This window comes from Thiocapsa sp. (assembly GCF_035467215.1).
In the GTDB taxonomy this organism is placed as follows: domain Bacteria; phylum Pseudomonadota; class Gammaproteobacteria; order Chromatiales; family Chromatiaceae; genus Thiocapsa.
The window spans coordinates 1-12,977 of record NZ_DATITZ010000268.1; the positions used below are offsets into that span (position 1 = coordinate 1).

The window sequence follows — 12,977 nt, forward strand, 5'->3', positions numbered from 1 at the left end:
GAACTCGATTCTGATCATCGTCGCAAAAAAACTACAAGGCGGCCCGTCGGTAGAGACAAGTTTAAATCGAAGTCAGAACGTTATCGAGCATTGCTGACAAGCGACATGAGGAAAGTGCAGTTTATGGCTATAAGAGGTATAGCTTGTTAAACTGCTCGCCGCAAGTTGTCGTAATCGACAACGACAACGACAACGACAACGACAACGACAACGACAACGACAACGACAACGACAACGATTAGATTCGGTGCTTAACCGATTTCTGACACATGATTAACCACCAAACGAGGTATCCCTGCGTGAACGATGATCATCCCAGGCCACTGACGCCCCAAGAGGCCTTCGAGATGCTCGAAGAGCATCCCCAGGCGGTCCTCGTGGATATCCGCTCCTCGATGGAGTTTCTGTTCGTGGGTCATCCCAAGGGTGCCGTGCATGTCCCCTGGATCGATGAGCCGGATTGGGTGGTCAACCCTCACTTCGTGACCGAGATCCGCAAGCTATTGCTCGGCGGCGCCGTCTGCGAGCCGGGAACGGGATGCGCGCCGGTCATCCTGATCTGTCGCAGCGGCAAGCGCTCGCTCGAGGCCGGCAGGGCGCTGGTCCAGCACGGGCTCAAGGCCGTCTATCACGTCGACGAGGGCTTCGAGGGCGATCTCGACGAGCAGCACCACAGAAGCACCCAAGGCGGTTGGCGCTTTCGCGGACTGCCCTGGGAGCAGTGCTGAGTCCTTAGGCGCCGCGTGTCGCTCGGCCCGTTCCGTCCCGGACCGGGCGGGCGACCGGCGGCATGGCTCAGGCCGGGGACGTCAATGCGGCTCGACGGTCCTCCGCATCGCGCCGACAGGTCCCGACGAGCTCGAGCCGTCGCAGGATCTCGCGCGCGGCGACTAGGTTTTGCGGAGACGGATCGGCGAGCACGCGCTCCAGATCCTTCTCCAAAGAGGCCCCCTGCTCGGCGAGATCGGTCAGGATTCCGGCCACCGCGGCAGCTGAATCCGGCCGGCTGACCGCCTCGTCGAGGCTTTCGCGCAGCTCGATCTCGGCAATCAGGAAGCCCCCGAGGGCGCCGTATTCACCAGCGCTCGCCCCGTAGCCTTCGCTTCGACAATCCAGGAGGTCGAGCAGGTAGGCGGCTCGTGCCAAGGGATCGAGCAAGGTCCGGTAAGCCAGCTCGATCTCGATCGGCGACCGTTCCGGCGGCGAGACGTGGGCCGATCGCGCATTTCCGTAGGAGGTTGCGACCTCTCCGTCGAGCAGTGCACGGTAGCGCTCTGAGAGGCGGGACTGGTCGACGACAAACCCGATCGGCAGATCGAAGAGATCGAAATAGTTTTTGGAGCCGTCCACAACGGCGGAGATCGTTGCCACCTGCGGCGCGCCTCGACCCGAAATCCGACAACCGAGATCGAATCCTAGTGCGTGCAGGTCACCGAAGGCAAGCGGCGAGCATGGTTTCGGCGAGGTCGAGACGCGCCTTCGGCTCGGAAGACGTCGGTCTCGTACGACGAGGCCGCGAGGACAACCTCCGCTTCAGGCGTTTGCGACGATGCGTTGAACGCCGAGTTTGACATCGACCGCCGTGCAGGTCGTGCCGGGGCGGTTGCCGGTTTCGTCGCGTCGTTCCACGAGCTGCTGCAGGCTGATGTGGTTGAGATAATCGTAGATGCGATCGCTCAAGTCATGCCAGAGATCGTGGGTCAGGCAGGGGCCGTTGTTCTGGCAATTGTGCGCGCCGCCGCAGCGGGTCGTGTCGACGTTCTCGTCGACCGCGGCGATCACCTCGGCGATGTGGATGTCGGCGGCCTGGCGGGCCAGGTTGTACCCGCCGCCCGGGCCGCGGACGCTGGTGACGAGCGAGCGCCGTCGCAGCTTCGCGAACAGCTGCTCGAGGTAGGACAGTGAAATGCCTTGGCGTTGGGCAATGTCGGCCAACGCGATGGGGCCTTGGCCTTGATGAATGGCCAGATCGAGCATTGCCGTGACCGCATAGCGGCCCTTCGTTGTCAGTCTCACGAGCACCTCGCTCCGTTAATCGATATCGCACGGGATGATACGGTACCCGACCACGGCGATCAATTAATCCATATCGAAATTGCGATTAAACCGAGCTCGAGTCGGTTGCGGGCGGGATCTCGACCTCGTCGAGCGTGGGGTCGTGCTCGAAGTGCTCCATGATGCCGCGGCTTTCGAGGGCTCTGGACATCTGCTCGACGCGCTGATCCATGTGGTGGATGTGGTCGAGCATGCGGTTGATGGCGTTGGCGATCGGATCGGGGGCGTCGCGTGTCGCGCCGTACGCATCGAAGCCGATGCGCTTGGCGGTGTCGGCGCGTCGGCGTGTGGTCGCGTCCTTCGCCGGCTCGATGATACGACCAGGGACGCCGACGACCGTCGCGCCCGCCGGGACCGATTTCACGACCACGGCATTCGAGCCGATGCGCACGCCGTCGCCGATCAGGAGCGGACCCAGGACCTTGGCCCCGGCGCCGACGACGACATCGCGCCCAAGGGTCGGATGGCGCTTGCCTTTTTGCCAGGTGGTGCCGCCCAAGGTCACCCCGTGATAGAGGGTGCAGTCGTCGCCGATCACCGCCGTTTCGCCGATCACCACACCCATGCCGTGATCGATGAAGAAGCGTCGGCCGATCACGGCGCCCGGATGGATCTCGATCCCGGTGAAGAGTCGCGCCAGATTGGAGAGCACGCGGGCGAGCCACTTGAGATTGTGTTTCCACAGCCGATGCGTGAGCCGATGGATCAGCACGGCGTGCACGCCCGGGTAGGTGGTGAAGACCTCGAACCCGGTGCGCGCCGCGGGGTCGCGCTCGAAGACGCAGGCGATGTCTTCCTTCAATCGTTCGAACATAGATGCGAGCCTTTGAGACGTCTATTCAGTCGGTCGAAGGCGTCGACCGTTTGCCGCTTTTGCGCCCTTGTGCGGCGCTCAGGATGCCGCGCAGGATGTTGGTCTCGACGCGATCCGGGCGCGCGCGATTGAAGAGGTGGCGCAGCCGCAGCAGCAGCTTCTTGGAGCTGTCCGGGTCGCCGAAGCCGATGTCGCGCAGGGTGTCGGCCAGGTGAGCGTGCAGTCCCTCGAGCTCCTGCGCCGTAGCGAGATCGCGCGGCGTCTCGCTCGACAGGCCACTCGAGGGTGCGTCCGTCGGCTCGGGGAGGCCCTCGCGCCAACAACGCCGGATCTCGTAAGCGAAGACCTGTGCCGCCGCCGCGAGGTTGAGCGAGCTGAAGTCCGGGTTCGTCGGGATGTGGACCAGAAACTGACAGCGGGCCAGCTCCGCATTGGTCAGGCCGGAGCTCTCGCGCCCGAGCAACAGCGCGACCTCGCCCTCGGCGGCCTCCGCAAGCAGTTTGCGGGCCGTTTCGGGCGGCTCCAGGGTCTCCCAATCGAGCGTACGCCGACGCGCGCTCGTGCCGATGACGAGTCGACAGTCGGCGATCGCTCCGGGCAGGTCGGCATGGATCCCGGCGCGTTGCAGCAGGTCGTCCGCTCCGCAGGCGCGGGCAAGGGCCTCGGCATCGATGGATTGTTTGGGCGCGACCAGCTCGAGTCGCGAGAGGCTCATGGTCTTCATGGCTCGGGCGACGGCCCCGATGTTCCCGCTGAGGCTGGGCTCGACGAGGACGAAACGGATGCGCGCGAGGGCGTTGTCGGGGTTCTCTGTCATCATGATGCAAGTTCTTCAGAACATCAGTAGATTGTCAATCTTTGATCGGTGACGCGCATCGGTTATCTTGCACACTATGCAACACCCAAGCCTCAATATCGCCATTCGCGCCGCACGCAGTGCCGGCAAGCTCCTTCTGCGCTACATGGATCGCGTCGACTCGCTGAAGGTCGAGTCCAAGAGCCGCAATGACTTCGTGAGCGACATCGACCGCGGTGCCGAAGCGCTCATCATCCAGGAGCTGCGGGCACGCTTCCCGGATCATGCGATCCTCGCCGAGGAAAGCGGCGCACAGGGTCGAGGCGATTTCCAGTGGATCATCGATCCTCTCGACGGCACGACCAACTATCTGCACGGCTTCCCGCAGTTCTCGGTCTCGATCGCGCTCAAGCACAAGGGCCAGCTCGAGTGCGGCGTGGTCTATGACCCGCTGCGCGAGGAGATGTACAGTGCCGCCCGCGGTCAGGGCGCGCAACTGAACGACCGCAAGATCCGCGTCGCCAATCGCCCCTCGCTCGAAGGTGCGCTGATCGGGACCGGCTTCCCCTTTCGCGACCAGCGCCACATCGACGTCTATCTGCGCATGTTCAAGGACATGACCCTGGCCACCGCGGGTTTGCGCCGGCCGGGCTCGGCCGCACTGGATCTTGCCTATGTGGCGGCCGGGCGTACCGACGGCTTCTGGGAGATCGGTCTCGCCGAATGGGATTGCGCGGCGGGTGCGCTCCTGGTCGCCGAGGCGGGCGGCACCGTGACGGATCTCGCCGGCGGAAAGAGCTTTCTCGAGACCGGCAATCTGATCGCCGGAAACCTTAAGGTGCATCGCGCGATGCTGGATCTCCTGACGCCTCATCTCACCGAGCAGTTGAAGGCATAAACCGCGTCCGGCGGGATATGGGCTCCGATGGCTTGAATTCAGGCGTGCATCAACCCTCGGATGTAGGCGGAGACACGGTTTAACCGATTTCTTCTTTGTCTGTTATTGCTCGGAATTGCGTCTCGACGACGCTTTGATTGCGGACGAGGCGTCGGGCGCGCGAAGGGTGCGGTTTTGCGGCTGCGGATCCCGGCGAAGGGTCTAGACTTCTCTGTGAGTCAATCCAGCGGAGGAGGTCATCATGTCCATTCCGTGCACGCTCGAGTCTTACCTCGAGGAACACCGCATCGACTTTACCTTGGTTCGCCATCCGCACACCGGGGCGAGCATGGACACGGCGCAGGCGGCGCATGTCCCCGGCGATCGACTGGCCAAGGGTGTCGTGGTCAACCAAGACGGGCACCCTCTCCTGGTCGTGGTTCCCTCCGACTATCATGTCCACCTGGGACGCCTTCACGAGCATCTCGGCGAGCCGGTGGGTCTCGCGACCGAGGCGGAGTTGGCGGGGCTGTTTCCGGATTGCGAGCCCGGAGCCGTGCCTCCGGTCGGTGCGGCCTACGGGCTGAAAACGCTCGTGGATCGTCATCTTTTGAACCTGCCCGAGGTTTATTTGGAATCCGGCGACCACGAGCATCTCGTCAAGATCTCCGGGGCTAGGTTTGCCGACCTCATGCGTGCTGCAGAGGTTGTCGACGTCGGCCGGCATATCTGAGCCTGGATCCGGGCGGTCGAGCGCCTCGTGCGTCATGCGGGTTTTCACGCCACGCACGCATGCGTGCATCCCGTAGCCGACGGTCGGGTTCTAATGCCGGATCCGGGGTGACGGATTTCAGGATGCCGCTCGGAGGCGAGCGGCACAATCAAGGGGCGAGCGTTCGGGAATCATGCCGCGCAGATGACTCCGACCCTACAGATGCTGGCGTTGGTGGTCTGGGCGAACGGCGTGCCGGTTTTGGCACGCCTGCTTCTCGGGCCTCGACTCGCACACCCGCTCGACGGCGGACGGCTCTTCCGCGACGGTCGTCCTTGGCTCGGAACGTCGAAGACCTGGCGCGGTCTCGGCGCGGCCCTGCTGACGACGCCGTTGCTTGCCGCGCTGCTCGGTTTGCCCTGGTTGCTCGGCCTGGTCGCCGCTCTGGGCGCCATGTCGGGCGATCTCCTCGCCAGCTTCATCAAACGACGTCTGCGGCGGCAGCCCAGTGAGCCCGTGCTCTTCTTGGACGAGATCCCGGAGGCACTCATCCCGGCGGTCCTTCTGATGGCGGCCTTGGATCTCTCGGCAGCCGGGGTCGTCATCGTCGTGATCGCCTTTGCACTGACCGATCTGCTCTTGACGCCCTTTGCGGGGAGGCTGCGTCGGATGATCAAGAGGATCGGCTGATGGAGATGACGTCCCTTGCGGACGGCGGGTCGGCGATCTCGGTCGCCACCGAGATCGGCATGGCGCGGCGGCTAGAGCGGCGCGCGTCGCAGCTCGTGCAGGGTCACCTCCGGCAGACAGTTGAGGCGGGCGTTGACCACCGAGGTGCCGGCGCCGACCGAGGTGTAGCCGATCAGCGCGTTGTAGCGCCAGGGACCCGAGGCCATGGCGCGGGGACAACGCGCGTCCCAGACGATCGGCACGCCGCCGGGCAGACAGATCTGACCGCCGTGGGTGTGACCGCTCAGCATGAGGTCGAAACCGGCGTGAGCGGCCAGCCGGTAGATCTCGGGCGTGTGCGAGAGCAGGATGGACACGGCCTCGTCCGGGATCTCGGCGGATGCGCGGTCGATGTTGTGGACCTGGTAGTAATGGGCGTCGTCCACGCCGGCGAGGTGGATCAACTGGCCGTCGCGTTCGATGACGACCGCCTCGTTCAGCAGCAAGCGGATCCCGAGCGCCTCGAGGCCAGGCACCAGACGCAGGGTGTCGTGGTTGCCGAGCACCCCGTACACCGGACCCTTGAGCTGGAGTCGGATCGTCGCCATCCCTGAGAGAACACGGTCGATCGGTCCGAAGGTGCGGGCGCGATAGTCGCCGGTCAGCACGCAGAGGTCGTAGTTCAGGCCGCGCACGCACGCGCTGATGGCGTGGGTGTTGCGCTCGTCCATGTCTACATGCAGATCGGTCAGATGCAGGATGCGAAAGCCCTCGAATGCCGAGGGCAGGTTCGCAATGGCGACGCGGTGGTGTTTCACCTGGATGCTGCGGGCGTTGCGTTGGGCGCGGGCGTAAAGTCCGCTGATCCGCAAACACGCACGAATCACGCCGTGAACCGAGTACCAGTTCTCGGGGTAGAAGAAGTGGGCGCCGGGGCGGCGCAGCACGAAGACCTCATGGTCGCCTTCCAGCCCCAAGCGTTGGCGCAGGTGGGTGCGGCCGATGCGTGCGGCCATGCCGGTGAGGTCGATCCTGTCGAGATCGTTCGGCGTGTCTTCGGTGTCCATGCCTTGATCGATGCCTTGGCGGTGGTGTAAAGACGGGGTCGAGAGGTGTTCCGCCCGAGTTGGTTCTGTCATCTTGTCCGAACCTATCATACGGCAGGGCGCGACAACGTGACCTTAGATCCCGCGCGTGGACGATGCCTTGGGAAGGGTTCAAAAACACCTTAGCCATTCCGGTCCATTCTCCCCCTCTCCCCAACCCCTCTCCCGCGAGGGGAGAGGGGCTGAGATGGACCAGTTGTTATCGAACGGTAGCTTATCTCGTCGCGCGCCGGATTCAGGCGGAGAGGCTTCAGGACGATGCGAATCCAATTTCCCGAGAATCTGACCTGGGGTGCCGCCACGGCGGCCTTTCAGATCGAAGGTGCCCCCGATGTCGACGGCAAGGCGCCCTCGATCTGGGATCGCTTCACGGCGCGCCCCGGGTGTGTGCAGGACGGCAGCCACGCGGGTGTCGCCTGCGATCATTATCGCCGCTGTACCGACGACCTGGATCTGATGGCGACGCTTGGCCTGGGGGCCTATCGCTTCTCGATCTCCTGGCCGCGGGTGATCGGCGGACCACACGCGCAGCCGAACCGACGCGGGCTGGATTTCTACGATCGGCTGGTCGACGGCCTGCTCGAGCGCGGCATCCGACCCTTCGTGACCCTCTATCACTGGGATCTCCCCTGGTTCGAGGAGCAGCGCGGAGGCTGGGAGGCGCGTGCGACGGTCTGGCGTTTCGCCGATTACGCCGAGGTCGTCGCGCGCCGTCTCGGGGATCGCGTCAAGCATTGGGTCACCGTCAACGAACCGCTCACGGTGGTCGCCGCGGGTTATGTATCGGGCGATCATGCACCCGGTCGGCGGAACCCCTTGATGGCGTTTCGCGTTGCGCATCATCTGTTGCTGGCCCACGGTGCGGCGCTGCAGCGTCTGCGCGGTCTGGTCCCGGATGCCCAGGTCGGGCCCGCGCTCAATCTGTTTCCGGTGATCCCGCGGCGGCGCGGCGATGTCCGGATCGCCGAGCGGATCGATGCCTTGGCGAACCGGCTCTTCGCCGATCCCATCCTGGCCGGCAGGTATCCGAACCCGGTTCGGCGTCTCCTTTCGGTCTTCAACTGGACGTTGCGCCCGGGTGACCTGGACCTGATTGGTCAGCCGGTCGACTTCGTCGGCGTGAACCATTACTCGCGCATCATCATCGAGCGCAGCCGACTGCCATGGCTCGGTTTTCGGCTGGCGCGCAGCCCGGATCCGAACGCGGTGCATACCGACATGGACTGGGAGATCTACCCGCGCAGCTTTCTCGACACGCTCACCTGGCTGCGCGAGCGCTACGACAATCCGCCGGTCTATATCACCGAGAACGGTGCCGCCTTCGCCGACCGCGTCGAGGCCGACGGCAGCGTTCAAGACCCGGCGCGGCGTGATTATCTGGAGGCTTATCTCTTCATGCTGCGCAAGGCGCTGGACGCCGGCAGCGATATTCGCGGCTATTTCGTCTGGAGTCTGCTGGACAACTTCGAATGGGCCTTGGGCCTGTCTAAGCGCTTCGGGCTCGTCCACATCGATTACGACACACTGAAACGCACACCCAAGTCGAGTGCCTATTGGTACGCATCGGTCTGCCGCACGGGCGGGTTCGATCTCCCCGATCCCATGTATCGATCCTTGCTTGCGACGGCGCTCGACGACTCGCTCGATCTGATCGAAGAGCACGACCTCGCGAGGGCAACACCATGAAGGCTAGCGTCATCATTCCCGCGTTGAACGAGTCCGGTCTGCTCCCCAAACTGCTCGACCGGCTCGAACGACAGACCTTTCGCGACTTCGAGATCATCGTCGCCGATGCCCTCTCGACCGACGGCACGCGCGAGATCTGTCGCTCGCGCGGTGTGACCCTCGTCGACGGTGGGATGCCGGCGGTCGGGCGTAACCGCGGCGCGGCAGTCGCGCAGGGCGAGCGTTTGTTCTTTTTCGACGCCGATGTGCTGCCGCCGGATGATTTTCTGGAGAAGGCCCTGTCGGAGATGGACACCGAAGGCATGCGCCTTGCGACCTGTTGGTTCGAGCCGGACTCGGATAATCCGCTCGACGAGCTGCTCTTCGAGCTGGCCAACACGTTCGTCAAGCTCAGCCTGAAGACGGATCCACATGCCGGCGGATTCGCGATCTTCGTGGATCGCGCGCTGTTCGATCGCGTCGGGGGGTTCGATGAGTCGCTGCGTCTCGCCGAGGATCACGACTTCGTCAAACGCGCTGCCCGTTATGCGCCCCTGCACATGCTCGAGTCGACCCGGATCCGCATGAGCGTGCGTCGGCTCGAGAAGGACGGGCGCTTCAGCTACAGCGCCAAGTGTGTTCAGGTCGAGCTGTACCGCCTCTTCAAGGGCGAGGTGACCGAGGACATCGTCGAATACGGCTTCGGTTACGACGAGAAGGACAAGGCCGCAGGAGCGGACGAGACCCTGAAACGTCTACGCGAGCGGATGGCGGAGTGGCGAGACGAGCATGCTGCAGCGATCCGCCGGATCTCCAAGGAAGTGACCCCTGAGGTTCAGGATGCCATGGCAGAGATCAGACGGAATTTCGATACCCTGAAAGAGTCCGTCCGGGCCTACCTCTCGCGCTGATGCGCGCTCAGCTCTTGTCTCGGGTCGACTCCTCGGCGGCGGTCTGCGTCGCCGACTCACCTTGCGGTTCGGCCTCCGACGTCTGCGCGCCGGGCGTCGGCTGCTTCAATGCCTTCATCTGCGAGTAGGCGAACCAGAAGACGCCGCCTGCGATCAACAAGACCTCGATCCCCTTAAAGGCTCCGGCTGACATGATTTTTGCTCCTATGGCTGCGAGTCGGTGATTGAACGTCGGGTGTGCAAACGTTGTACAAGATCTGCTTCTATCTCGTCGACTATGTTTGCTGATACCGAACAAAATCAAGCACAGCGCCTCATATAAAGGCCCCCTGGGCCGTGATCGCGCTTTCGACGCCGGGTCGTCAAGCCAGCAAGAACAAAAATGACCATGTTCTGAAAATAGTATTTCTTGTGTCCGTTCAGGTCGCCCTAATAGTTGACCGCGTGGGTAGGTAAATGTAGTGGCGCAGCGGGCTCGATGCCGTTCGTCACCGTCGTAGTCCTTCAACTCGTCCTAACACGCAGAGGTATTCGACGATGAGCACCGAAAAAGCACCCGAGACGAATTCTTGGACCATCGCCGTCGTTCTGGCGATCGCTCTGGGCCCGCTGACTGCACTCGCACTCGGCAGCAAGTACGCGGACGAGGAGACCCGCGAGCGGGCACGCGCCGGACTGGTCAACGCCAAACCGTCCGATTCACTCAACGCCTACGACACCACGCGCGCTCCGGGCTACGCTTCGGAGAAGACACTCGGCGACATCACCGGTGGCTCGGCGATCTTCAGTCAGCTGCAGGCGGCCATCGAGGCAGCAGGATCCGAGGCGATGCTCGAGGGTGACGGGCCCTACACCATCTTCGCGCCCAGCAACGAGGCCTTTGCACGGGTTCCGAAGGAGCAGCTCGAGGCACTCTTGGCGGATCCCGTCGCACTCCAGACGCTGATCTCGGCACACATCGCCCCGGGTCGCCTGAGCGCGACTCAGATGATGCAGGGTCTGACCGCCACCAATCTGGCTGGAGAGCGAGTGCCGGTGGGTATCCAGGGCAATCTGAAGGTGGGTGACGCGACCGTGTCGCAGTCGATCGTCGCCAAGAACGGCATTGTCCATGTGATCGATCGCGTGATGCTCTAGTCGGATCGGGCGGGTCTCCCGCCCTTCTGACCCCGTTGCCGTTGTGACCTCGAAGGGCGTATCGACGCGGTCCGAACCGCGCGGTGCGCCCTTTTTCAATGGATCGTCCGCCATTCCACGGTGCGGGCGGAAGACGAAGGCCGACGTTTTGAAAGCGCCGCCGTACACATGGCGGCTCAGTCGATCGGCTCGGCTCCCGGCTCGACGATCCCTCCTCGAAGCAGCGCCTCGATGCGATCGGCCGGTCCCGGTCGACAGAAGAGGTAGCTTTGCGCCTCCCGACAGCCGTGATCGATCAGGAAGGTATTCTGGGCCTCGGTCTCGACCCCTTCGGCGACGACCTGAAGACCGAGGTTTGCGCCCAGACCGATGATGGCCTTGGCGATCGTCTCGGCCTGAGACTCCCCGGGCCCTCCGCTGCCGATCTCGGCCAGGAAGGCGCGGTCGATCTTGATGGTTTGTACGGGCAATCGGTTCAAGTCGCTCAAGGAGGCGAAGCCGGTCCCGAGCATAGTACCGATGGCGCAAGAGTGGACAAGCCGAGAAGGCGGGGAACCGAGACCCAAGGGACCCGCTGTAGGGAAGGCGAAGCCGAGCATAACGCTTTGCCGGGGGGCAAGATGAGCGGCACGCGGAGGCCACTCCTCATCTCAACACAACTTCGGCAAATCGCAGAGCAAGCGATTGCACATCCGGATCGGGTCTTCACCAGCCTGATCCACGGTATGGATTTCGACTGTCTTCGAGAAGCTTTTTTCCTGCTGCGCCGTGACGGCGCACCGGGACTGAGCGGGATCACTGTGAAGGACTACGCCAGGGACTTGGAGGCCAACCTGCGGGACCTGCACGAGCGGCTGAGACGGCGGACCTATGTGGCCCCGCCGATCAAGCGCGTGTGGATCGACAAGGACAACGGCAAGAAGCGCCCGATCGGGCTGACGGAAATCGAATACAAGATCGTCCAAAAAGCGGTATCGATGCTGATGGGGGCGGTATTCGAGCAGGATTTTCTGCCGTCCTCTATGGCTTTCGGGAAGGGCGCAACGCCCACGACGCCCTCGCGGACTTGCGCGAGCAGTGCATGACGCACGACATCCGATGGATTGACGACGCGGACATCACGGGATTCTTCGACAACATTGACTGGGGCTGGTTACGGAGTTTCATCCGGCAACGGATCAATGACGGTGGAATACTGCGGCTGATCGGCACATGGTTGAACGCCGGCATCATGGAAGGAGAACACCTCAGCTACAGCGACAAAGGGACGCCACAAGGCGGGGTCATCAGCCCGCTGCTGGCGAACATCTATCTCCACGACGTACTGGATGTGTGGTTCGAGACCGAAGTGAAGCCACGGATGAGCGGACCTTGTTTCCTGGTGCGGTTTGCCGACGACTTTGTCATCGGTTTCGCGCACGAAGAGGATGCCCGGCGCGTCATGGACGCCTTGGCGAAACGCTTCGGAAAAACGGACTGGAACTGCACCCGGAGAAGAGCCGCCTGCTCGACTTCAGTCGGCCCGCGCGGACCCGAACGCGCGGGCGGGGCGGGGAGCCAGCACCTTCGGCTTTGTCGGATTCACCCACTACTGGGCGAGGTCAAGGCGGGGATTTTGGGTCATCAAACGCAAGACCGCGCGCAAAAAGGTCGGTAAGACCATCCGGGGAATCCGGGAGTGGTGTCGCCGCAATCGGCACCGGCCCCTGGCGGACCAACACCGGGTGTTGTGCGCGAAGCTGCGCGGGCACTACCAATACTTCGGTGTGCGATGCAACATGCGCGCCCTGGCGGCGGTACGCGACCAGGTGGAGCGCGCTTGGCGCTTTTGGCTCCATCGCCGCAGCAGCAAGAACGCGATGCCCTGGGCCAGGTTTGCAGCGTTACTGGAACGCCTGCCACTGCCGCAACCCAAGATCCTCCACCGCGTCTGATCGTTTGCGGGGTAGCGAAGTGATGTGCCGGGATCCGTGTTGCGATCCTGGTTTCCCGAGGAACCGGATGACCGAATTGGTCACGTCCGGATCTGTGGGGGGGGGGCGGTACAGTAATGGCTGTCTCTACCCGGAGACCGCTTTGTGCTTCATGCAAGGTCTTGACGGCCTTGACGATCGCGCTCGTCTGACGGCTCATCTGCCGGGTGCAGGCCGCTACGACCCCTGGAGCACGCCCCGCGCGGCGCCCGACTGCGTTGCAACGCGTTGGCGTAGAACCACGACGCCGCCTCGTCGCGCC

Annotated in this window: 17 protein-coding genes; 10 read left to right on the forward strand and 7 right to left on the reverse strand. The window is 63.5% G+C overall.

Annotated features, from left to right (window positions below; all coding sequences use genetic code 11):
- The first annotated feature begins 269 nt into the window (after nucleotides 1–269).
- Nucleotides 270–728, forward strand: a complete 459-nt coding sequence (locus tag VLR48_RS15155; protein ID WP_414718614.1) for a rhodanese-like domain-containing protein — start codon at nucleotides 270–272, stop codon at nucleotides 726–728.
- 67 nt (nucleotides 729–795) lie between these two features.
- Here the strand turns inward: VLR48_RS15155 and VLR48_RS15160 are convergent, their stop codons facing one another.
- From VLR48_RS15160 to VLR48_RS15175, 4 genes are all read right to left on the reverse strand, one after another.
- Nucleotides 796–1,371 (reverse strand): iron-sulfur cluster co-chaperone HscB C-terminal domain-containing protein, encoded by a 576-nt coding sequence (locus tag VLR48_RS15160; RefSeq protein WP_325292595.1) that lies wholly within the window; start codon nucleotides 1,369–1,371, stop codon nucleotides 796–798.
- A 162-nt stretch (nucleotides 1,372–1,533) separates the two neighbouring features.
- Nucleotides 1,534–2,016, reverse strand: coding sequence for a Fe-S cluster assembly transcriptional regulator IscR (iscR, locus tag VLR48_RS15165; RefSeq protein WP_325292596.1), 483 nt, complete (start codon nucleotides 2,014–2,016; stop codon nucleotides 1,534–1,536).
- A gap of 85 nt (nucleotides 2,017–2,101) precedes the next feature.
- The gene (gene cysE, locus VLR48_RS15170; protein WP_325292597.1) at nucleotides 2,102–2,869 is read right to left on the reverse strand and encodes a serine O-acetyltransferase; all 768 of its coding nucleotides are present in this window, start codon (nucleotides 2,867–2,869) and stop codon (nucleotides 2,102–2,104) included.
- A 25-nt stretch (nucleotides 2,870–2,894) separates the two neighbouring features.
- Nucleotides 2,895–3,686 carry an RNA methyltransferase gene (locus VLR48_RS15175; protein ID WP_325292610.1) on the reverse strand — a complete coding sequence of 264 codons (792 nt, stop codon included), beginning with the start codon at nucleotides 3,684–3,686 and terminating at the stop codon, nucleotides 2,895–2,897.
- Between the two features lie 76 nt (nucleotides 3,687–3,762).
- Here VLR48_RS15175 and VLR48_RS15180 point away from each other — a divergent pair, with 76 nt between their 5' ends.
- The 3 genes from VLR48_RS15180 to VLR48_RS15190 all read left to right on the forward strand — a co-directional run bounded on the left by VLR48_RS15180 (nucleotide 3,763) and on the right by VLR48_RS15190 (nucleotide 5,944).
- Entirely contained in the window at nucleotides 3,763–4,563 is an 801-nt protein-coding gene (locus VLR48_RS15180) for an inositol monophosphatase family protein (RefSeq protein ID WP_325292598.1), read from the forward strand.
- A gap of 241 nt (nucleotides 4,564–4,804) precedes the next feature.
- On the forward strand, nucleotides 4,805–5,275 hold the full coding sequence (locus VLR48_RS15185) for a YbaK/EbsC family protein (protein WP_325292599.1): 471 nt from the start codon (nucleotides 4,805–4,807) through the stop codon (nucleotides 5,273–5,275).
- A gap of 183 nt (nucleotides 5,276–5,458) precedes the next feature.
- Nucleotides 5,459–5,944, forward strand: coding sequence for a CDP-archaeol synthase (locus VLR48_RS15190; protein WP_325292600.1), 486 nt, complete (start codon nucleotides 5,459–5,461; stop codon nucleotides 5,942–5,944).
- 71 nt (nucleotides 5,945–6,015) lie between these two features.
- Here the strand turns inward: VLR48_RS15190 and VLR48_RS15195 are convergent, their stop codons facing one another.
- A complete protein-coding gene (locus VLR48_RS15195) occupies nucleotides 6,016–6,990 on the reverse strand; it encodes a metallophosphoesterase (protein WP_325292601.1) in 975 nt (324 codons plus the stop codon).
- Nucleotides 6,991–7,287: 297 nt separating this feature from the next.
- Between VLR48_RS15195 and VLR48_RS15200 the strand changes: the two genes are divergently transcribed.
- The gene (locus VLR48_RS15200; protein WP_325292602.1) at nucleotides 7,288–8,715 is read left to right on the forward strand and encodes a GH1 family beta-glucosidase; all 1,428 of its coding nucleotides are present in this window, start codon (nucleotides 7,288–7,290) and stop codon (nucleotides 8,713–8,715) included.
- Nucleotides 8,712–9,605 (forward strand): glycosyltransferase, encoded by an 894-nt coding sequence (locus VLR48_RS15205; protein ID WP_325292603.1) that lies wholly within the window; start codon nucleotides 8,712–8,714, stop codon nucleotides 9,603–9,605. The genes VLR48_RS15200 and VLR48_RS15205 overlap by 4 nt, the downstream gene beginning before the upstream one ends.
- 7 nt (nucleotides 9,606–9,612) lie before the next feature.
- Here the strand turns inward: VLR48_RS15205 and VLR48_RS15210 are convergent, their stop codons facing one another.
- The gene (locus VLR48_RS15210; RefSeq protein ID WP_325292604.1) at nucleotides 9,613–9,798 is read right to left on the reverse strand and encodes a hypothetical protein; all 186 of its coding nucleotides are present in this window, start codon (nucleotides 9,796–9,798) and stop codon (nucleotides 9,613–9,615) included.
- A 344-nt stretch (nucleotides 9,799–10,142) separates the two neighbouring features.
- Here VLR48_RS15210 and VLR48_RS15215 point away from each other — a divergent pair, with 344 nt between their 5' ends.
- Entirely contained in the window at nucleotides 10,143–10,742 is a 600-nt protein-coding gene (locus VLR48_RS15215) for a fasciclin domain-containing protein (RefSeq protein ID WP_325292605.1), read from the forward strand.
- Between the two features lie 176 nt (nucleotides 10,743–10,918).
- Here VLR48_RS15215 and VLR48_RS15220 read toward each other — a convergent pair whose 3' ends face one another.
- A complete protein-coding gene (locus VLR48_RS15220; RefSeq protein WP_325292606.1) occupies nucleotides 10,919–11,341 on the reverse strand; it encodes an EAL domain-containing protein in 423 nt (140 codons plus the stop codon).
- A 21-nt stretch (nucleotides 11,342–11,362) separates the two neighbouring features.
- On the opposite strand from VLR48_RS15220, the gene VLR48_RS15225 reads away from it, so the two are divergent.
- The 3 genes from VLR48_RS15225 (at nucleotide 11,363) to VLR48_RS15235 (ending at nucleotide 12,676) form a co-directional block, all read left to right on the forward strand.
- Nucleotides 11,363–11,827 carry a hypothetical protein gene (locus VLR48_RS15225; RefSeq protein WP_325292607.1) on the forward strand — a complete coding sequence of 155 codons (465 nt, stop codon included), beginning with the start codon at nucleotides 11,363–11,365 and terminating at the stop codon, nucleotides 11,825–11,827.
- Nucleotides 11,809–12,399, forward strand: a complete 591-nt coding sequence (locus VLR48_RS15230) for a reverse transcriptase domain-containing protein (protein WP_325292608.1) — start codon at nucleotides 11,809–11,811, stop codon at nucleotides 12,397–12,399. Before VLR48_RS15225 ends, VLR48_RS15230 begins: the two co-directional genes overlap by 19 nt.
- 67 nt (nucleotides 12,400–12,466) lie before the next feature.
- Entirely contained in the window at nucleotides 12,467–12,676 is a 210-nt protein-coding gene (locus tag VLR48_RS15235; protein WP_325292609.1) for a hypothetical protein, read from the forward strand.
- The last annotated feature ends 301 nt before the right edge of the window (nucleotides 12,677–12,977 follow it).

What these genes read in the sequence shown, in the direction of transcription:
- VLR48_RS15155 (WP_414718614.1), top strand. Translation starts at nt 270, where the DNA reads ATGATTAACCACCAAACGAGGTATCCCTGCGTGAACGATGATCATCCC.
- cysE (WP_325292597.1), bottom strand. Translation starts at nt 2,869, where the DNA reads ATGTTCGAACGATTGAAGGAAGACATCGCCTGCGTCTTCGAGCGCGAC.
- VLR48_RS15175 (WP_325292610.1), bottom strand. Translation starts at nt 3,686, where the DNA reads ATGACAGAGAACCCCGACAACGCCCTCGCGCGCATCCGTTTCGTCCTC.
- VLR48_RS15180 (WP_325292598.1), top strand. Translation starts at nt 3,763, where the DNA reads ATGCAACACCCAAGCCTCAATATCGCCATTCGCGCCGCACGCAGTGCC.
- VLR48_RS15185 (WP_325292599.1), top strand. Translation starts at nt 4,805, where the DNA reads ATGTCCATTCCGTGCACGCTCGAGTCTTACCTCGAGGAACACCGCATC.
- VLR48_RS15190 (WP_325292600.1), top strand. Translation starts at nt 5,459, where the DNA reads ATGACTCCGACCCTACAGATGCTGGCGTTGGTGGTCTGGGCGAACGGC.
- VLR48_RS15195 (WP_325292601.1), bottom strand. Translation starts at nt 6,990, where the DNA reads ATGGACACCGAAGACACGCCGAACGATCTCGACAGGATCGACCTCACC.
- VLR48_RS15200 (WP_325292602.1), top strand. Translation starts at nt 7,288, where the DNA reads ATGCGAATCCAATTTCCCGAGAATCTGACCTGGGGTGCCGCCACGGCG.
- VLR48_RS15205 (WP_325292603.1), top strand. Translation starts at nt 8,712, where the DNA reads ATGAAGGCTAGCGTCATCATTCCCGCGTTGAACGAGTCCGGTCTGCTC.
- VLR48_RS15210 (WP_325292604.1), bottom strand. Translation starts at nt 9,798, where the DNA reads ATGTCAGCCGGAGCCTTTAAGGGGATCGAGGTCTTGTTGATCGCAGGC.
- VLR48_RS15215 (WP_325292605.1), top strand. Translation starts at nt 10,143, where the DNA reads ATGAGCACCGAAAAAGCACCCGAGACGAATTCTTGGACCATCGCCGTC.
- VLR48_RS15220 (WP_325292606.1), bottom strand. Translation starts at nt 11,341, where the DNA reads ATGCTCGGCTTCGCCTTCCCTACAGCGGGTCCCTTGGGTCTCGGTTCC.
- VLR48_RS15225 (WP_325292607.1), top strand. Translation starts at nt 11,363, where the DNA reads ATGAGCGGCACGCGGAGGCCACTCCTCATCTCAACACAACTTCGGCAA.